Genomic DNA, 18635 nt, shown 5'->3' with positions numbered 1-18635 from the left:
GGCCTAGGCATGCGCAAAGCTAGGTGCGCTCCAGGTCGCCGTAGAGTTATTACGTAAAAACAGATAGTTATTTCGCGTAGATAGAAATCACTTCAGTGGTACGCCTCAACAATCCGGTATATAAAGGCATAGGTTCCCGCCGCCGCATCCGTCGCGAGCAGCCCGAGTGAGCCTCAGACGGCAGTGAAGCCGCCATCCACATTGTATTCCGCACCGGTCACGAAGCTCGCCGCATCGGAGCACAGGAACACCACTGCACCTGCGATCTCCTCCGGCCGGGCGAAGCGTCCCAGGGGGTGGTTCGCGATGATTGCCTGCTTTGCCACATCCGCGCTCGGCACCGCGCCCAGGGAGACGTATTCGTCGATGATGCTCTTCAGCATCGGCGTCTCCACTCCGCCGGGATGCACACTGTTGGCGCGGATGTTGTAGCCCAGCAGGGCGAATTCTGCCGCCATGGACTTGGTCAGGATCTTCACCGCGCCCTTGCTGGCGCAATAGGCCGAGTTAAGCGCCGCGCCCCGCTGGCCGCCGATGGAGGACATATTGACCATGGCTGCTCCGCTTGCGCGGGCTTTTCCGCCTTCTTTCAGCAGCGGCAACAACGCCTGCGCGCCCAGCACGATGCTTTCCACGTTCACCCCATTCAGGCGCCGCCATTGCTCGAGGCTGGTGTTCTCCACCGTTGCGACGATCGATATGCCCGCATTGTTCACCAGCGCATCAAGCCGGCCGTATTTCTTTTCGACCAGCCGGGCGAGGGCGGCCCAGTCGTCTGCGCTGGTCACGTCATGCTGTTGGTAATGATCGGCAGCGACATGCGAACCATCGTCCTGCATGTCGCTGGCCACCACATTGGCCCCTGCGGCCTTGAGTGCCTTGCAGATCTGCGATCCGATGCCACCAGCGGCACCGGTGACGGCAACGGTCAAACCTTCGAGTGCGATGGTCATCCGGCATTCTCCTTTGTGATGGTCATTGTGCGGTCCAGCCGCCATCGACGGTAAGTTCGGATCCGGTGCAGAAACTGGCAGCATCGGAAGCGAGGAAGCAGATCGCCTCTGCAACTTCCGCAGGCCTGGCGATCCGTCCGATTGGCGTTGCGGCCTCCAACCCTGCCAACATGGCTGCTCCGGCGCCGCTTTCGCCGGCGTCTGCGGCCTGCATCCCGCGCTCAAGCATTGGCGTATGGACGAAACCCGGATGCACGGAATTGACGCGGATTGGCTGCTTCTTTGCGTTAAACTCCGCCGCGATGGCCTTCGTAAAGGCACGCACGGCCCCCTTGCTGGCGCTATAGGGCGAGACATCCGCCATGCCGACCATGCCCAGCATCGAGCTGACATTGACGATCGCTGCGCCGCAGGGCGACTTTGCCCCCGCGGCGCTCAAAAGGCGGGTGAGGTGCTTGGTGCCCAGGAACACGCCATCGCTGTTGACGGCCATCATCCGGCGCCATGCGTCGATCTCGATGCTCTCGACCGGCCCCACGCAATCGACACCGGCATTGTTGACGAGCACATCCAATCGACCGAATTCTTCCGCAATGAACTCGCGCGCGGCAATCCAGTGCGCTTCGTCGGCCACGTCGAGCGTGAGGTAGTTTGCGCCAGCCCCCAGTGAAGCGAGGAAATCGGTGACTTCAGGATCTTCCTGCGGGACGATATCGCCGACGATGACTGTCGCGCCGCGCTCTGCCAGCATGGTGGCAGTTGCCGCGCCGATGCCTCGCAGGCCGCCGGTGACGAGGGCGATACGACCTTCGAACATTCTACTCTCCTCGAGCCATCCCGGCCTTAACCCTGGAAGTGGAAAATCTTGTCCGGGTTCATGATGTTGCCGGGATCGAGCGCCTGCTTGATCGAGCGCATCACATCGACGCTGCCGCCAAGCTCTTCTTCCAGATAGGCCATCTTGCCGCGGCCCACGCCGTGCTCTCCAGTGCAGGTGCCCCCGGCAGCCAGAGCGCGCCGGACGAGGCGGTCATTGAGTGTCTTTGCCCGCTCGACATCCTCCGGCTCGCCTTCGCGCTGGCAGATCGCGAGGTGAAAGTTGCCGTCGCCGACATGGCCAAGCATGGGGGCGTACAGGCCGCTTTCGGCGATGTCGGCGTGTGTCTCCGCGATGCAGTCGGCCAAGCGCGAGATCGGCACGCAGATGTCGGTCCACCACTGCCTGGTGTTGGTGGCGTAGGCCGGGATGGAGAGCGCCGCATCGTGCCGCGCCTGCCACAGCTTGGTGCGATCTTCGGGCTTTTCCGCCCATTGGAAGGCGCCTGCACCGTTACCGGCGAAGATCTCGCTCACCAGTGCGACCTGCTCATCAACGCCCTGCTCGGTGCCGTGGAACTCCAGGAACAGGTGAGGGCTTTCCGGCAGGTCCAGCTTGGACACGTGATTGACCGCGCGGATTGTCTGCGTGTCCAGGAATTCGATGCGCGCGATCGGCACGCCCAGCTGGATAGTCTCCATCACCGACTGGATGGCATTGCCGATGTCGTCGAACGGGCAGACAGCCGAGGCGATCTTCTCCGGCATGCCATACAGGCGCAGCGTGACCTCGGTGATGATGCCCAGCGTGCCTTCCGATCCTACATAGAGCCGCGTCAGGTCATATCCGGCGGAGGACTTGCGGGCGCGGCGCGCGGTGCGGATCACTTCGCCGCTGGGGGTGACCACTTCCAGCGAAAGGACATTGTCCTTCATCGTGCCGTAGCGCACCGCATTGGTGCCTGATGCCCGGGTGGAGGCCATGCCGCCGATGGTGGCGTTCGCCCCCGGGTCGATCGGGAAGAACAGGCCTGTGTCGCGAAGATATTCGTTGAGTTGCAGCCGTGTAACGCCCGGTTCTACCACAACGTCGAGGTCATTCTGATTGACCTTCAGGATTTTGTCCATGCGCGAAAGGTCGATGCACACGCCGCCGCGCAATGCATGGATATTGCCTTCAAGGGAGGTGCCGACACCGTATGGCACGATGGGCGTTCCGTGCGCAGCGCAGGCCTTGACCACCGCCTGCACTTCTTCCGTCGATAGCGGAAATACGACTGCGTCGGGCGAGTGCGGATCAAGGTGCGAAATATCCCGGCCATGTTCGGTGCAAACGCCGGGCGAACAGGTGAAACGGTCGCCAAGCAGGGCCTCGAGCTGCGCTGCAAGGCCTTGGTCGATCACCGGTAGCGGCCCTGGCGCTTGAGGATCTCGATCTTGTAGCCATCGGGATCGGTCACGAAGAAGAAGGTCGCAAGCGGGTTGCCGTTGTGGTCCATGGACTTCACCGGCGTCGGGTCGAAGCCAAGCTCCTCGAACCGCGCATGCTCCGCCTCGATATCGTCGACGGCGACTGCGATATGGCCGTAGCCGCTCCCGTGGCTGTAGGCGTCTTCCTGGCCTTCGTTGATCGTCAGCTCCAGCTCGATATCGCACTCGTCATTACGCAGGTACACCAGGGTAAAGCCGTCGAATGGGAAGCGATCTGCAACGTCGAGATCGAAGGCCTGCTTGTAGAATCTGGTCGAGCGATCCTCGTCGGCGACGCGGATCATGGTGTGGATGATTTTCGCCATCGAAAGTCCTGTCAGTTTGCGCTTGCGGACCGGCTCAGGCCGGGCGCTTGGCTATCGGGGCCCAGGCCAGCAGCGTCGCCGCCTCGGACTTGGAGCTGGGGATCAGCTTCGCGCCGGCGGCCTCTGCCAGCTGCTGGTATTCCATCCAGGACAGGATCGCGACAGGCGGCGTGCCCTTGCCGGAATCGAAGGCGATAGGGCCATAGAGATTGGCCGTGTAGATCAGGTCCTGTGTGCCGAGCCGCTGAGTCGATTCATGGCGCGCTCCCGGCGGCTCGTAAACCCAGATGCCGGGTCCGGTGCCCTCCGGCGGCCCGGCGCGATATCCCATGGCGCCCTGGAGCACGAGGAAGTCGGCGCCGGCCAAGTGACGGTGAGGGGGTGCTTCGCCGTTGTGACGCACCACCATGGTAACGAAGCCGGTCTCTTCGCTGATGCGGAGGATCTTGAGGCCTACGTCGGGAATATTCTCGTCGACCGCCCACGGGACGGCCCTGGTGTCTACGAAATGCGGGTGGCGCACATCGGCCGGCGTGGCGAATTCGCCTGCCCCGCCGACGAACAGCTCGCCCGCTTCTTTCGATGCGATAGCCATGGGTTCGCCATCGCCCTCGAAGCGGTTGGAGGTGTCCTTGGCGCAATAAGCCAGGGTGTTGGGCACAAGCGGTGACTTATGCTCCCGGGCAAGGCGCAGCACATCCAGGCTCGTCAGGATGGAATTGACGGAATTGCCGTCCCCCAGGAAGGCAGCGGCGCCGTAGAAATTGACGAGTAGTTCGGCATCGGTTTCCGCCTTGATGGAGGCGACGCGCGAATTTGCGCCGATGAAGCCCCAGACGCCCGGCTCTAGGATGCTGATTTCGCTGTCCTGCTGGTATGTCAGCCTGCCCGAAAGGACCCACATGTCCATGCCGCCAAGGTAGACGGCATCGGGCAGCTCTGCCCCGGCCGCGATGCGCACCATGGTGGTAAAGAAGCTGCTTTCCGTGCTCGTCCGTAGCGGCTTCAGCGAGACGCCGGGCAGGTGCGGCGCATCGAGCCAATACATCCTGTTCGTATCGATTGCGCCTTCGAGCCCAGTGGGATCGTATTCAGGATTATACGCTTCAGCCATTGTCGGTCCTCATACCCCCCGGTGTAGAGATATATCGATAGCAATATATTTTTGTGGGCGCGAGTCCTTCCTCGTGCCCGGCGACAGGTTGTCAGCCGCCGGGGCGATGCTTGCCGAGCTTGGCCAGGAACTGGCACATCTGCACGTCCGCCTGCTTCAGTTCGCCTTCGAGATGTGCCCCGAATTCGTCGAACAGGCCTGTCGTCCCGGTCTCCGAATCCTCGACGCGGATCTGCCCGCTCTCGTCGAGGGTGTAATTGCAATTGTCGAGGCGGTTGAAACGGGTGTGGCTCATGCGGCGGACTCCTTGGCTGGGCGAGTGGCGGCATTCGGCCGCTGATGGCGGATCACGATTTTCGCACGCCGCTGCGCTGGACGGTGATGTCTCCTGTAGGCACGGCCTGGCAGGCCAGCCGGACAGGCTTTCCCGCTCGCCGCGCCACGATGGCAAGGGCAGGGCTGGCCTCCTCTTCCAGCGCGGTGACGGGGGAGAGGGCGTCCTCACCCTGCTCGATTACGGCATAACACGTACGGCACTGGCCTTCGCCGCCGCAGACGGTTGGCCAAGTGTAGCCGAGCCGCTGCGCCGCGCCGAGAAGCGTCTCGCCCGGCTGCGTTTCCATGGCGATATCGGCGGGCAGGACCGTGACAGTGGGCATTCGCGCAGCTTCGTCCCTGCTCAGGGCCGTTCGAGATAGGTTGAAAGCGTGTTGTGCATGTGGCGGATGCGGCTTTCCTGATAGACGCTCATCACCACGCCCTTGCGGCGAGTGGTCTTCAGGCCTTCCTGCATTCGCGCGACATTCACCACGTCCTGGTCGAACACGAGGCCGAGCCAGCCAAGTTCGGAGGCGCAGCCCCAGTCCTCGTCTTCCGACAGCATGCGCATCTTCGCGGGCGGCGGGGCGGGCTCCCCAACCGGATTGGGCCGCAGCAGGATCACTTCCATCAGGCACTTGCCCGGATCGTTGTTCCAGGGCCGGAAGCGATAGACCATCGGCAGGGTGACGCCGCCCCAGGGGTGGAAATTGGGGAAGATGAAATACTCGATCGCGTCGAGCAGCTCCGCATTCGACAGGTGGCTGCAATCGGCCTGCGTCACCTTCGTGAAATACTCGCGCAGTTTGTCTGCGAAATGCTGGCGTCCGGAAACGCCTTCGGGGACGGAGGTGATGGGTTCGAAACCCGGCAGGTCCATGTCGGCCTGCATCGCGTCGAGCATCTCCTGGTCGCTCACCGTGTCGCCAAGGTGCGGGCTCGGCGTCATCTGAGCGGTCAGCATGCGGCTGACATGCGGCGCATCGGGCCAGATATCGTACTGGCTGTTGCAGTCGCCCACATAGGGCAGCACCTGCGGATGGCTGGAGACGACATGGTAGACTTCCATGAAAGCCTCCTGCGCCATCTTCCAGTTGCAGTTCATCACCTTACCGACATGCGCGCTGATATGGCGATCATGCATCGGCCAGTTTTCGAAATGCTCGCCCGCAGGATGCATGTATTCGGCCAGCGGCTGCGGGTCCTCGGACTGATTGATGAAGACGAAGCCCGCCCATGTATCGACATGCGCCTCGTCGAGGTTCATTTCCTTGTCTTCCACCTGCCCGAAGTCCCAGCGGCAGGGGATGTCCTTCAGCGTACCGTCGAGGTTCCAGGCGAAGCCGTGGAAGGGGCAGCGCAGCTGTTTCACATTGCCCGCGCAGCTGCGCAGCTGCGTGCCGCGGTGGAGACAGACGTTGTAATAAGCCTTTATCTCATCCGGCGCGGTGCGGATGATGATGAAGCTGTCATCGTTGATCTCGTAAAGGATGTGGTCGCCGACTTCGGGGATATGCTCCTCGCGGCAGACCATCTGCCACACGCGCGGCCACAGCCGCTCCTTTTCCAGGTCGTGGAATTCCTGGCTGAGGTAGCGATCGGTCGAGAGCGGCTCATCGCCCTGGTGGACGAAGCTCTGTTCCTTCAGAATTTCCGGCTGCGATCCGGAATCTGCGGCGAGGATGTCCTGGAAGGACCGGCCCGGGCAGCGCGCGACCTCGGCATTGGCGGGGTCGAAACTGCCGGCATCTGCTTGCTTGTTCATCCTGACGTCTCCTCTCGCGGCCGGAGTGCGGGCTTTTGCGGCCCGTCACGGGCCTTTACTTCAGTTCGGCCCCCCAGCCTGCGGGTTTGCGCGCCACCACCTTGAAGTCGCTGGTGTGCATCTTGAGTTCGGGTTGGAAATTCCAGCTCTTGAGCAAGCCGCCGAAATGATCATCCTCGCCCTGGATCTCCAGCGTGTCCGTGGCAGTATCCCACGGCGCGAAGGCCAGGGTGGCAGCCATCGCCGTCGCGTAACGCGTCTGCTTCGGGATGAACCCGGCCTTGTGCGGATTCTGTGAGGGGGTGATGCAGGTGTCGGGCCCGGTCGCGACATCGACCGATACGCTGACATGGCCTTCCACGGCCTCCGGCAACCGCGCGCGCAGCGTGTATACAGAGCGGCCCAGGTGGTTGGCGGCAAAGGTCATCTCGTCATCGCCGACATAATCGAAAGCCAGGTCGGCAAGGCCGGGATGTTTCGGGAAGCCCCAAACTTCCCGCCCGCAGGAAATCGCGGATTGCGCGCCCACGGTATATCCGTCGCGGTCGCCGCCGCAGAGCACGCGGTGCGTCATCACCAAGGCATCCGGATGCTCTACGTTCAGTGAGAAGGGCGATTCATAAGGCAGTTTCAGCGGGCTGGATTTCGCCACGACCGGGAAGGAGAACCAGGTCTCAAGATATGGGTTCGTGCGATCCGTCGGCCCGCAGTCGGTGTCGGTGAAATTGTTGCACCACAGCTGCACCGGCACGCGTCCGCCCACCGATACCGGGACTGTATCCTCGTGCTCGAACTCTTTCATTACCTCTGCAAGGTCGGCCCCGCCGTAGATGACCAGATTGGTGCTTTGCAGGCGCAGCGGAATGCGCGCGACGTGGCCGTCGGACGCAAGGTAAGTGTCGCTTTGCGGCCAATTGCTCCACCAGTCTTCGGAAAACCGCTGTTCGCCCATCATGCCTATCCTGTCCGTTCTGAAAACTGCAGTCCAAAGACGCGCAACAGACCGCGCCATGGCCGAAAAACAACCTATCCAACTCCGGATGTGATGTATAGATATATTCATATCAATACAAATGGGAGAGGGCAGATATGACATTGGAGAGTAGGATCCCGGCTGGAGACAGCCCGGATAAGCGCAGCCTGCCAAGGCATGTGACGCGCGCCCTGATGTGCGGTTGCGCTGCGCTGGCGCTGGCCGGCTGTTCGGCGGAACAGCGGTCCGACCAGGCAGAGGGCGAGGGGCCGGGGGCGCAGCTCGCCGCCACTCCGGACAAGCTGCTCTGGGGTGACCTGCACACGCATTCCAACATGTCGTTCGATGCCTACAGCTTCGGCACGCATCACTTCTCTCCGGAGGATTCCTATCGCTTTGCGCGCGGAGAGGCGGTGACATCCACCACCGGCGTGACGGCAAAGCTGCAACGGCCGCTGGATTTCCTGCTGGTGGCCGATCACGCGGAATATCTCGGCCTGATGCAGGGCATCGAGCGGAAGGACCCGCTGCTGCAGCAGCACGCATTGTCCACCCGCTGGTCCGGCTTCGTCGAGGAAGGCCGCATGATCGATGTGATCCAGGAATTCGTGGCCATCACCTCGGGCGAGGCGCCTGCCGAGCCGCTGCCACTGGAATTTTCCCGCAACACCTGGGCCGGCGTCATCGCTTCGGCGGAGAAGTATAACGATCCGGGCAAGTTCACCACGATGATCGGCTACGAATGGTCTGCCATGAAGAGCGGGGACAACCTGCACCGTGTGGTGATGTTTGCCGACGGTCCGGAAAAAGCACTTCAGACGCTTCCCTATTCGGCGCTGGAGAGCAACGATCCGGAGCAGCTCTGGAAGGCGCTGGCGACATACGAAACCAATACCGGTGGGCGTGTCCTGACCATCCCGCACAATGGCAATCTGTCCGACGGGGCGATGTTCCCCGACAAGACCATGTCCGGCGAGCCGCTGTCGATCGATTACCGCAAGACCCGCCACAAGTTCGAACCGGTAGTGGAGGTCACGCAGGTAAAGGGCGATGGGGAGACGCACCAGCATATCTCCCCGCATGACGAATTTGCGGATTTCGAGAACTGGGACGAGACGGACCTCGGCCGCAATCCGCGCACGACTGACAAGGAGGAGCTGCGCCGCCAGATGCAGGGCGAATATGCCCGCGGCGCACTCAAAAAAGGGCTGCTTTATACTGCCTTCGACGGCATCAATCCGTTCGAATTCGGCATGATCGGCAGCACCGATGTGCATACCGGCATCCCGGCTGTCGCGGAGGACAATTTCTTCGGGAAGTTCCCGGATTCCGAACCATCTGCGCTGCGCCTTGCCTCGTCCATGGGCGGCGCGCTCTGGGGTAACGCCACCTTGTCCGCAGCAGGCTATGTCGGCGTCTGGGCGCGAGCGAACACGCGCAAGGAGATCTTCGACGCCATGGTGCGCCGGGAAGTCTATGCCTCCACCGGACCGCGGATCGAGCTGCGACTGTTCGGCGGCTGGGAATTTTCCAGCGCGGACCTGGTCGGAGAGGCGCTGGTTGCCAACGGTTACGCCAAGGGTGTGCCGATGGGTGGCATCCTGACACCTTCGAAGAAGGCTAATGCGCCGGGCTTCCTGCTGCATGCAGCCATGGATCCCGACGGAGCTTACCTGGACCGTATCCAGATCGTGAAGGGCTGGCGCGACAGCGACGGGACGCTGCACGAACAGGTCTATGACGTGGCCCTGTCCGATGGCCGCAAGGTCGATCCCGCGACTGGCAAGGCGCCGCCAGTGGGCAGCACCGTGGACGTGAAGACTGCGACGTTCACAAATTCCATCGGCGAACCGGAACTGCGTACTTTCTGGGTCGATCCGGAATTCGATGCCGGACAGCAGGCGTTCTATTACGCACGCGTGTTGCAGATCCCCACGCCGCGTTGGACGACTTACGATGCGGTGCGATACAATCTGGACCTGCCGCCCAATGTCCCGGCAGAGACCCAGGATCGGGTTTACAGTTCGCCCATCTGGTACCGCGCGCCGCGCTGACAACCACCGCAGGCAAAAGGAAAGGGGCCCGGCTTCACGCCGGGCCCCTTTTTTTGCCCCCGTCCCCCGCAAGCGGGGGACCTGTCGGGGCGCCAGTGGCGCCCCGATCCCCTGTTAGAATTCGAACACGATTTCCGCGCCATAGGTGGTCGGCGGGTTAATCGTGCCGAAGGACCACAGACCGAAGGTCGGGACCGGCTGGGTGCTTCCCGGCTGCACGCCGAAGGTCGTCCCCACGTCCAGCACGTGCTGGAAGTATTCCGTCCCGGTCAGGTTACGGCCGAAGATGGAGAACTTGAAGTTGCTCCCTTCGTAAGAGACAGATGCATTCAGCAGCCCGAATGCGTCGATCTTGCCCGGATTTTCCCGGCCCGGAATGTTGGTGTGGATGTTGATCGTGTTGGCGACGACGTAATATTTCGACTTCCAGGAATAATCGGCAGCGAAGATGATGCCATCTCCATTACCGAGCAGGAGTTCGTAATTCATGTCGGCCTGCACGTTCCAGCGCGGTGCGCGGCGCAGTTCGAAGTCCGTCTTGTCGATTGTCGCCAGATCGCCGGCATTGGGACCCGAAAGGAGCGGCGCCTGGTCAAGCCACTGATCGTAACTTGCGTCCAGGTAACCGACATTCAGGCCCAGGCTCAGGCCCTCTGCGGGCATGACGCGGCTTTCCAGTTCGAAACCGAACAGCGTGGCCGAAGCGGCGTTCTGCACGATCGTGACCGTCGCACCGCGCGGATCCGGGAAGACCACGTCTTCCTGCTTGTCCTTATACTTGGTGCGGAAGAACGAGCCGTTCAGGATGATCCGGCGATCGAGCCATTCCGACTTGAAGCCAAGCTCGTAGTTCTCGACCGTCTCGGGATTGTACGGCCCAAGCGTCAGGATGTCGTTGCCACGGCCGTTGAAGCCGCCGGAGCGGAAGCCTTCGGAATAGGACGCGTAAATCAGCTTGTCGCCGAAGTCGTAGCTGAGGCCCAGCTTTGGAGTGAATTTCTTCCAGGTCTCCTCGCCCGTAACGGAGCCGGTGAGCGGCGCCGGAAGTGCGTTGCTGAAGCCGGGCGCATTACGCCGCGTCTCGTTACATGCACCATAAGAGATGATGTAAGTGCGGTTATCCACCGGACCGCTGCCGAGGCCACCGCAGGCAGCCTTCTCGTCGATCAGGTAGCGTCCGCCCAGCGTGACCGTCAGGCCATCGAGCACTTCGTAGTCCAGCTGCGCGAATACGGCGTAGCTTTTGGCCGACTGCTGGTAATCCGTCCCGCCGACTTCACCGCCAAAGAAGAAGGTGCGCTGGCTGATGGTGTAGTCGCTGTCGAAGTAATACAGACCCGCGACGATATTGGCCGGTCCCAGGTCGGCCTGATAACGAAGCTCTGCCGAGAACTGGTCAATCTTCTGCGGACGCGTGGCGTAGAACAGGTCCGCGGCGACGCCGTCGAACTCGTTCAGCGCGTCTTCGTCCGTATCGCGGTAATTCAGAACGGCGTAGATCTCATGCCCGTCCGCAACTTCGTAACGGCCGTTGAGCGTGACGGAGTGCGTGTCGAGCCTGGCGGCCTGGTCGAAAGAGGTCCGCGTCTGGCGATGGTAGTCGACATTGGTTGCCGGCTGGCCCAGTCCGATACCGCCCGGCAGCGTGCCGAACAGCTGGTTCGGATCGGTCAGCGCCGTCACCGGGCGCGTCGCCGTGCGATCGCGGATATAATCGTATGCGACGGTCACTTCGCCGCGATTACCGATTTCGAATTCGATCATCGGGCTAATCATGAACAGATCGTTGTCACCTTCGCGTTCGTTGCGCGTGACATTGTAGAAGTAGCCACCGCCGTCGAGGCGGACTGCAGCGACCTTTGCCTTGATCGCGCCGTTCGCAAAGGACGGCAGGTTGAGCACGGCCTTGACGTCAAACTGGTCGAAGCGTCCGTAAGTGACGCTGACCTTGCCGCCCAGTTCGCCGGTAGGCCGGTTGCGGCGGATATGCATCAGGCCGCCGATCGTATTGCGGCCGAACAGCGTGCCCTGCGGGCCGCGCAGGACTTCGATCGTCTCCGCATCGAAAACGTTGAGAAGGGCGCCCGTCGTGGAGGCGAGATAGACGCCGTCGAGGAAGACGCCGACCGGCGGGTCGAAGCTCTTTTCCACGTCATTCAGCTGGATGCCGCGGATGGCGATGGCTGCCGTGCCGTTACCGAGGATCGGGTCGACGACGATATTGGGAGCGATGCTGCCAAGGTCGAGGAGGTCGCGGCTGAACTTCTGCTCGATCAGCTCTTCATTGAGAGCGGTCACTGCGATCGGAACGTCCTGCACATTTTCGGCGCGGCGGTTGGCGGTGACGATGATCTCGCCGAAGCCGGTGCCCGGTGCCTGGGCATCCTGCTCCATTTCCTCGTCTTCGTTGACCGTCTGAGCGTATGCCGGAGCAGCCGCTGCGACGAGCGCGACTGCGCTGACAGAGGCCAAACCACGAGTGAAAGTTCGAAGATTCATGTCAATCCTCCCCAATTGACGTTGCGTACTCATCAAGACATATATCGATTTCGATATAAGTCAATCTGCACCGTACCGGCCGAATACACCGAGCGTGAAAGTGATGCATGATTGCCGCTATCAAGGGGGGTTCGGATGGCTAAGAACGTGATATTCTGTGCAGTTTCAGCGGTCTTGGCGCTGGTCGCTTGCGGGCAGTCGAGCGGGCCAGAGGGCGGAGGGACGCTTTCTTCCACCGATGAATTTGCAACCGGAGACGGCCTGATTGCGGATCGTGATTCCCTGCCCGGGGCAAAGCTGTACGCGGACAATTGCGCATCCTGCCATAATGGCGGGGTTGCCCGGGCGCCGCATTTCCAATGGCTCGAAATGATGTCGCCTGCGTCCATATATGCCGCGCTCGATGGCGGAGTGATGGCGGAACAAGGCGCGATGCTGTCCGACGAGGGCAAGCTGCATGTCGCGGAATACATCACGCGCGTGGACCTGTCTGATGGCCTGCCGGCTGCGAATTATGCCGCCGCCTGTGAAGGGGGCGCCGCAAACTTCGACCGGGCGCGCAAGCCGGTCGACATAGGTTGGGGGCACGATACGCGGCGCTTCGTGCCCGCCTCGAAGGGCGGCCTTACAGGCGGCGACCTGGGCGAGCTGGAACTGCAATGGGCTTATGCTTTCCCCAACGCCACCAAGGCGCGGTCCCAGCCCGCTATCGGCTTTGGCGCGGCGTTCGTCGGCAGCGATGACGGGACCGTTTACGCTTTCGACCTGGAAACCGGCTGCGCGCGCTGGACCTTCAAGGCCGGGGCGGAAGTGCGCACCGCGATCGTGCTGGTCGATGGACCTACGCCGATGGTCTATTTTGGCGACCTGACCAGCAAGCTGTACGCCGTAGAGGCGCTGACCGGGAAAATGGCGTGGTCGCGCCGGATGGATGACCATCCCAGCGCCACGCTGACGGGCACGCCGGCCTATCACGACGGAACCCTTTACGTACCGGTCTCCTCGCTGGAGGTCATCCCGGCGGCGGACCCGAATTACGAATGCTGCACATTCCGCGGCCATCTCGATGCGATCGATGCCGCAACCGGCAAGGTGAAGTGGCAGCACTGGGCCATCGAGGAGGAGCCGAAGCGCATCGAGAAGAATGGGCGCGTCTCCTACGCCCCGTCGGGTGCGCCCATGTGGGTCACACCCACGATCGATGCCAAGCGCGGCGTGCTTTATGCCGGGACGGGCGAGAACTATTCGTCACCCGCCGATGGCAATAGCGATTCGATCTTCGCTCTGGATCTGCAAAGCGGTCGCCGCGTCTGGCAGCGCCAGACAATCGCCGGCGATGCGTGGAACGTGGCCTGCATGATGGAGGACAATCCCAATTGTCCCGAAGAGCGCGGGCCCGATTTCGATCATTCGTCCTCCCCCCTGCTGATCGATGTCGGCGGCGGCAGGCAGGTGCTGGCGGTGGGGCACAAGAATGGTGAAGTCTACGGACTGGACCCCGACGCGAAGGGCAAGCTGCTGTGGCAGACGAAGGTTGGGCGCGGCAGCATCCAGGGCGGTGTCCACTGGGGCATGGCGGCACAGGGCACCACGATTTACGTGCCGATCAACGACATGAACAACACGCGCAATGGCGATGTTCTGGATCCGGATGCGGCGCGCCCCGGCATGCATGCGCTGGATGCGCGTACCGGCAGGAGGCTGTGGAGCCAGGTGCAGACAAACGTCTGCGGCGAAGGGCGGCCAAATTGCGATCCGGGGATTTCCTCGGCCGTGACGGCGGTGCCCGGCGCTGTGGTGGCGGGCCATATGGACGGGTGGATCCGTGCCTATGACCGGAAGACGGGCAAGCGGTTGTGGGAGTTCAATTCCGCCCGCAAGTTCGACACGGTGAACGACATGGCCGGAAGGGGGGGCAGCATGTCCGGCCCTGGCGCAGCAGTCGGGGATGGCTATCTGGTCATAAATTCCGGTTACGGCCTCTATAGTCACGAGGCGGGCAACGTGCTGCTGGTTTTCGCCAGGAAACGCTAACGCGCGAAATCCTCCGGCCGGTCGAAATCCGCCAACAACTTCGCGTCGCACGCCACGGTAGCGGCATCGCCCAGCATGTCGCGCGCGCCTTGGTCGCCGGTAAGCGCCATCAGCATGTCGAAGTGCGCGCGCCCGAACACGGCGGGCACTTGCGGACGACCGCCGCCGATGGTCGCGACCATATCCATACCTTCGGTTTCGAAGGCGCCGAGCAATCGTTCCAAATGCGCTTGCGGGACGAGCGGCATGTCGGCCAGCGCAAAAAGCAAGGCCTCAACGCCCGTGTCTGCCAGCGCCCGTGCCCCCAATGCGATGGAGCTCGCCAGCCCGCGGTCCGGTGCCGGATTGGTGACGACCATATATTTGGACGGGACGGGCCAGTTGGCTCTTTGCTGGCTTACCACCGCATGGGCCACGAAGGGCATGGCTGCCAGCGTCCCCGCCGCATGCAGGGCAAGCGGTTTGCCGCGCCAGGGCTGGGCCAGCTTGTCCTGCGGACCGAAGCGGCTGGAGCGCCCGGCGGCCAGCAAGACCGCCCCCACGCGTGTGGCGGCAATCAAAGACAAATCCGGCGCGTGACCAGCATTATATCGATATCGATAGGTCTTGGCATCTGACCTGACATGCCATAGGCTCGCCTGTAAGACGAGCATGTATAGGGAGGGCGAGGCGCGATGGCTGAAATTTCACTGGAGGTGAATGGCAAACAGGCGGTTCTGGATGTCCCTGACAACACGCTCCTGATCCATGCCTTGCGCGATCACCTGCGCCTGACCGGCGCGCATGTGGGTTGCGACACCAGCCAGTGCGGCGCCTGTACCGTGCATGTCGATGGTCAAGCGGTGAAGAGCTGCGCGATGCTGGCCGTGCAGGCCGAAGGGCGCAGCGTGACCACGATCGAAGGCCTCGCAAAGGACGGCGACGATCTGCATCCGATGCAGCAGGCATTTCATGACAATCACGGCCTGCAATGCGGCTATTGCACGCCCGGCATGGTAATGGTGGGTATCGATATCGCACGCCGCCATGGGAAGCCGGACCCCGCCACGGTGCGGCACGAGCTTGAGGGCAATCTTTGCCGCTGTACGGGCTACCAGAACATCGTGGCCTCTATCGTCGAAGGCGCAGGCAAGATGGAGGGCACGGCATGAATATCCCGGCTTCCAGCGTGAAATTCGGCCAGTCGGTAAAGCGGCAGGAAGACGGGCGCTTCCTGCGCGGCAAGGGCAAGTATGTCGACGACATGATCCTGCCGGGCCAGCTGTATGCGGCCTTCGCGCGCTCACCCATGGCGCATGCCCGGATCACGGGTATCGACCTGGACGATGCCGCGGCCATGCCGGGCGTGCGGCGCATCCTGACGGGGCGCGACCTTGTCGATGCCGGGCTGCCTGCGCTCCCGGCCGGTTGGGCAATCTTCTCAACCGACGGGGAGCCGCAGAAGATCGGTGTGCGCAATGCAATCGCGACCGACCGGGTGCGCTATGTTGGTGAGCCGGTCGCGCTTGTGGTGGCCGAAACTCTGGCGCAGGCGCGCGATGCTGCAGAAGCGGTGATGGTCGATTACGAGGACCTGCCGGTCGCGGTGGACGTGCTGGATGCCGTGGCAGACGGCGCCCCGCTGCTGCATGACGAGATTGCGGGCAATTGCGCGTTCGACTGGGATATCGGCGACAGTGCGGCAGTCGATGCCGCCTTCGACAAGGCTGCTCACCGTGTCTCCCTGACGCTGCGCAACAACCGCCTGATACCTAACGCCATCGAACCGCGCGCGATCAATGCGCAATGGGACGCCGGCAGCGAAGAGCTTACGGTTTTCCTGACGCACCAGAACCCCATCGGCATGCGCATGTTTTATGCCGCGGCATTCGGCCTGGCGGCAGAACACAAGCTGCGCATGGTGTCCCCGGATGTGGGCGGCGGCTTCGGTTCAAAGGCGCACAATTATCCGGAAGAGCTAGCTGTGACCTTCGCTTCGAAGATGGTCGACGGCCCGCTGAAATGGACGGCCGATCGCAGCGAGGCTTTCCTGACCGACGCGCATGGCCGCGATCACCTTACCGAGGTGGAGCTGGCGCTGGATGCGGACGGCAAGTTCCTGGCGTTGCGGGCCGATACGTTGGCCAATGTCGGGGGCTACATGTCGAGCTCCGGATCGCTGGTGCCGACTTACATGTATTCAACGATGCTGTCCGGCCAGTATGCTATCCCTGCCATCCATGCACGCGTGCGGGCAATATACACCAATACCTGCCCGGTAGACGCCTATCGCGGGGCAGGGCGGCCCGAAGCGGCCTATGTGGTGGAACGGATCGTCGATGTCGCAGCGCGCGAGCTGGGGATCGACCCGGCGGAGATCCGGCGCCGCAATTTCATCACTGAATTCCCGTACCAGACGCCGGTCGTCTACGAGTATGATTCCGGCGACTACGAGAAGACGCTGAACGCCGCGCTCGAGCTGGGCGATTACGGTGGTTTCGCAGCGCGCAAGGCAGACAGCCAAGCGCGCGGCAAACTGCGCGGCATCGGTCTTGCAGCTTATGTGGAAGCATGCGGCATCGGTCCATCCGCCAAGCTGGCCAAGCTGGGCGGCGGCGCGGGCATGTGGGAATCTGCCGAGGTGCGCGTGCATCCGGTGGGGACGGTGGAAATCCTCACGGGCGCGCATTCGCACGGGCAGGGCCATGCCACAACGTTCGCGCAGGTCGCTTCCGACCGGTTCGGCGTGCCGATAGAGAACATCTCCGTTATCCAGGGCGATACGTCGCGCATCCAGGCTGGCACAGGGACTTACGGCTCGCGCGCTTCGGTGGGCATGTCGGCCACGCTGCGGGCATGCGACCAGATCATCGCCAAGGCAAAGAAGATCGCCGCACACCTGATGCAGGTCGAATATGACGCGGTGGAGTTCGACGAGGGGATCTTCTCCAGCAAGGATACGAACGTCACGCTTGCCTTCCCGGAAGTGGCTTTTGCTGCCCATGCGGCCTCCGGCTTCCCCACGGATGAGATTGAGCCGGGCCTTGTTGCCACCAGCTTCTTCGATCCGCCGGAATTCACTTACCCTGCTGGCGTCTATGTCTGCGAGGTGGAGATTGATCCTGACACCGGGACCGTGGAGGTTGCCAGCTTCTGCGCCGCGGACGATTTCGGCAATGTCGCTAACCCGATGATTGTCGAAGGTCAGGTCCACGGCGGCGTGACGCAGGGCATCGGTCAGGCGCTTTGGGAAAATGCCATGTACGATCCCGAAACCGGCCAGCTGATGTCGGCCAGTTTCATGGACTACGGCATGCCGCGCGCGCAGGGCGTGCCGGAATACAAGCTTGAGTTTGCATGCACGCCTTCCCCCAGCAATCCGCTGGGCATGAAGGGCTGCGGAGAGGCGGGGGCCATTGGCTCTCCGCCCGCCGTCATCAACGCGGTCTGCAACGCGCTGGGCGTCCGCCATGTGGACATGCCCGCCACGCCGGAGAAGATCTGGCGGCTGTGCCAGGAAAGGGAGCAGGGCTGATGTACGATTTTACCTATCGCCGTGCCGGCTCGCTGGATGAAGCAAAACGCCTCATTGCCGAGGAGGACGGGCAAGCGCTGTCCGGCGGACAGACCTTGATGCCGGTGCTGCGCGCAAGGCTGGCGATGCCCAGCATGCTTGTCGACCTCTCGCGCCTGGACGAGCTGAAGGGTGTAAGCATGGAAGGCGACCGCATCGTCATCCTTGGCGCCACCACACATGCAGAGGTCGCTGGCGATGCTATCGTGCGGGAACATTGCCCTGCGCTTGCCGAGCTGGCGGGCGGTATCGGGGATCCGCAGGTGCGGCATCGCGGCACGATCGGTGGCTCTGTGGCCAATAACGATCCGGCCGCCTGCTACCCCAGCGCCTGCCTTGCGCTCGATGCGGAAATCCGCACGGAAAGGCGCACCATCGCAGCAGCCGACTTCTTCACATCCATGTTCGAAACTGCGCTTGAGCCGGGCGAGATCGTGACGGCGGTCACCTTCCCGGCGTGCCGCGAAGCGCGTTACGAAAAGTTTCCCAACCCGGCCTCGCGCTTCGCGCTGATCGCGGTATTTGCCGCACGGCTGGGCGACCGGGTCCAGCTCGCCGTGACTGGCGGCGGGACGGGCGTGTTCCGCTGGCGCTCCGGCGAGGACGCGGCGCAGGATGACGGCGATCTTTCGTCAGCATCCCTCGAAGCGGCGCATTTCACCGGCGACCTCCACGCCAGCACCGAATACCGCATACACCTGACCCGCGTGATGGCGCAGCGCGCCCTCACGGCAATCGGCTGACAAGGACGTTCCGATCT

16 protein-coding genes are annotated in these 18635 nt (G+C 62.7%); 5 read left to right on the top strand and 11 right to left on the bottom strand.

The genetic code is table 11. From position 1 onward, the window contains the following. Positions 1-173: 173 nt before the first annotated feature. From A6F65_RS10615 to A6F65_RS10575, 9 genes are all read right to left on the bottom strand, one after another. Entirely contained in the window at positions 174-953 is a 780-nt protein-coding gene (locus A6F65_RS10615) for an SDR family oxidoreductase (protein WP_067788543.1), read from the bottom strand. A 22-nt stretch (positions 954-975) separates the two neighbouring features. Then, a complete protein-coding gene (locus A6F65_RS10610; RefSeq protein WP_067788541.1) occupies positions 976-1770 on the bottom strand; it encodes an SDR family NAD(P)-dependent oxidoreductase in 795 nt (264 codons plus the stop codon). Between the two features lie 26 nt (positions 1771-1796). After that, positions 1797-3173: an FAD-binding oxidoreductase gene (locus A6F65_RS10605; protein ID WP_067788537.1), complete on the bottom strand. Its 1377-nt coding sequence runs from the start codon at positions 3171-3173 to the stop codon at positions 1797-1799. Further along, entirely contained in the window at positions 3170-3565 is a 396-nt protein-coding gene (locus tag A6F65_RS10600; RefSeq protein WP_067788535.1) for a VOC family protein, read from the bottom strand. Before A6F65_RS10600 ends, A6F65_RS10605 begins: the two co-directional genes overlap by 4 nt. A gap of 34 nt (positions 3566-3599) precedes the next feature. Continuing rightward, positions 3600-4679, bottom strand: coding sequence for a cupin domain-containing protein (locus A6F65_RS10595; RefSeq protein WP_067788533.1), 1080 nt, complete (start codon positions 4677-4679; stop codon positions 3600-3602). Positions 4680-4770: 91 nt separating this feature from the next. Next, positions 4771-4974 (bottom strand): hypothetical protein, encoded by a 204-nt coding sequence (locus A6F65_RS10590; protein ID WP_067788532.1) that lies wholly within the window; start codon positions 4972-4974, stop codon positions 4771-4773. 52 nt (positions 4975-5026) lie between these two features. Beyond that, positions 5027-5338 (bottom strand): 2Fe-2S iron-sulfur cluster-binding protein, encoded by a 312-nt coding sequence (locus A6F65_RS10585; protein WP_067788529.1) that lies wholly within the window; start codon positions 5336-5338, stop codon positions 5027-5029. A gap of 20 nt (positions 5339-5358) precedes the next feature. Further along, positions 5359-6762: an aromatic ring-hydroxylating oxygenase subunit alpha gene (locus A6F65_RS10580; protein WP_083989464.1), complete on the bottom strand. Its 1404-nt coding sequence runs from the start codon at positions 6760-6762 to the stop codon at positions 5359-5361. Positions 6763-6817: 55 nt separating this feature from the next. Beyond that, positions 6818-7717, bottom strand: a complete 900-nt coding sequence (locus tag A6F65_RS10575; RefSeq protein WP_067788527.1) for a hypothetical protein — start codon at positions 7715-7717, stop codon at positions 6818-6820. A gap of 197 nt (positions 7718-7914) precedes the next feature. Here A6F65_RS10575 and A6F65_RS10570 point away from each other — a divergent pair, with 197 nt between their 5' ends. Continuing rightward, positions 7915-9789 (top strand): DUF3604 domain-containing protein, encoded by a 1875-nt coding sequence (locus A6F65_RS10570; protein ID WP_205631874.1) that lies wholly within the window; start codon positions 7915-7917, stop codon positions 9787-9789. Positions 9790-9903: 114 nt separating this feature from the next. Here A6F65_RS10570 and A6F65_RS10565 read toward each other — a convergent pair whose 3' ends face one another. After that, positions 9904-12261, bottom strand: coding sequence for a TonB-dependent receptor (locus A6F65_RS10565; protein ID WP_067788525.1), 2358 nt, complete (start codon positions 12259-12261; stop codon positions 9904-9906). A gap of 162 nt (positions 12262-12423) precedes the next feature. Here A6F65_RS10565 and A6F65_RS10560 point away from each other — a divergent pair, with 162 nt between their 5' ends. Beyond that, positions 12424-14322: an outer membrane protein assembly factor BamB family protein gene (locus A6F65_RS10560; protein ID WP_083989458.1), complete on the top strand. Its 1899-nt coding sequence runs from the start codon at positions 12424-12426 to the stop codon at positions 14320-14322. Here A6F65_RS10560 and A6F65_RS10555 read toward each other — a convergent pair. Continuing rightward, positions 14319-14882: a nucleotidyltransferase family protein gene (locus tag A6F65_RS10555; protein WP_169817025.1), complete on the bottom strand. Its 564-nt coding sequence runs from the start codon at positions 14880-14882 to the stop codon at positions 14319-14321. The two genes, A6F65_RS10560 and A6F65_RS10555, sit on opposite strands and share 4 nt — an antisense overlap. Positions 14883-14996: 114 nt before the next feature. Between A6F65_RS10555 and A6F65_RS10550 the strand changes: the two genes are divergently transcribed. Genes A6F65_RS10550 through A6F65_RS10540 form a run of 3 tightly spaced genes read left to right on the top strand, consistent with a single transcriptional unit; the run spans position 14997 to position 18618 of the window. Continuing rightward, positions 14997-15473 (top strand): (2Fe-2S)-binding protein, encoded by a 477-nt coding sequence (locus tag A6F65_RS10550; RefSeq protein ID WP_067788521.1) that lies wholly within the window; start codon positions 14997-14999, stop codon positions 15471-15473. Beyond that, positions 15470-17836 carry a xanthine dehydrogenase family protein molybdopterin-binding subunit gene (locus A6F65_RS10545; RefSeq protein WP_067788519.1) on the top strand — a complete coding sequence of 789 codons (2367 nt, stop codon included), beginning with the start codon at positions 15470-15472 and terminating at the stop codon, positions 17834-17836. The genes A6F65_RS10550 and A6F65_RS10545 overlap by 4 nt, the downstream gene beginning before the upstream one ends. Then, complete coding sequence (locus A6F65_RS10540; RefSeq protein ID WP_067788517.1) at positions 17836-18618, top strand: FAD binding domain-containing protein; 783 nt, start codon at positions 17836-17838, stop codon at positions 18616-18618. The genes A6F65_RS10545 and A6F65_RS10540 overlap by 1 nt, the downstream gene beginning before the upstream one ends. Positions 18619-18635: the final 17 nt, after the last annotated feature.

The sequence above is a fragment of the Paraurantiacibacter namhicola genome (assembly GCF_001687545.1).
Classification (GTDB): domain Bacteria; phylum Pseudomonadota; class Alphaproteobacteria; order Sphingomonadales; family Sphingomonadaceae; genus Paraurantiacibacter; species Paraurantiacibacter namhicola.
Note: the sequence above shows the minus strand (reverse complement) of the source record. Positions and strands in the feature narration are given on the sequence as shown.

What these genes read in the sequence shown, in the direction of transcription:
- A6F65_RS10585 (WP_067788529.1), bottom strand. Translation starts at nt 5,338, where the DNA reads ATGCCCACTGTCACGGTCCTGCCCGCCGATATCGCCATGGAAACGCAG.
- A6F65_RS10610 (WP_067788541.1), bottom strand. Translation starts at nt 1,770, where the DNA reads ATGTTCGAAGGTCGTATCGCCCTCGTCACCGGCGGCCTGCGAGGCATC.
- A6F65_RS10545 (WP_067788519.1), top strand. Translation starts at nt 15,470, where the DNA reads ATGAATATCCCGGCTTCCAGCGTGAAATTCGGCCAGTCGGTAAAGCGG.
- A6F65_RS10560 (WP_083989458.1), top strand. Translation starts at nt 12,424, where the DNA reads ATGGCTAAGAACGTGATATTCTGTGCAGTTTCAGCGGTCTTGGCGCTG.
- A6F65_RS10550 (WP_067788521.1), top strand. Translation starts at nt 14,997, where the DNA reads ATGGCTGAAATTTCACTGGAGGTGAATGGCAAACAGGCGGTTCTGGAT.
- A6F65_RS10595 (WP_067788533.1), bottom strand. Translation starts at nt 4,679, where the DNA reads ATGGCTGAAGCGTATAATCCTGAATACGATCCCACTGGGCTCGAAGGC.
- A6F65_RS10590 (WP_067788532.1), bottom strand. Translation starts at nt 4,974, where the DNA reads ATGAGCCACACCCGTTTCAACCGCCTCGACAATTGCAATTACACCCTC.
- A6F65_RS10615 (WP_067788543.1), bottom strand. Translation starts at nt 953, where the DNA reads ATGACCATCGCACTCGAAGGTTTGACCGTTGCCGTCACCGGTGCCGCT.
- A6F65_RS10600 (WP_067788535.1), bottom strand. Translation starts at nt 3,565, where the DNA reads ATGGCGAAAATCATCCACACCATGATCCGCGTCGCCGACGAGGATCGC.
- A6F65_RS10540 (WP_067788517.1), top strand. Translation starts at nt 17,836, where the DNA reads ATGTACGATTTTACCTATCGCCGTGCCGGCTCGCTGGATGAAGCAAAA.
- A6F65_RS10580 (WP_083989464.1), bottom strand. Translation starts at nt 6,762, where the DNA reads ATGAACAAGCAAGCAGATGCCGGCAGTTTCGACCCCGCCAATGCCGAG.
- A6F65_RS10575 (WP_067788527.1), bottom strand. Translation starts at nt 7,717, where the DNA reads ATGATGGGCGAACAGCGGTTTTCCGAAGACTGGTGGAGCAATTGGCCG.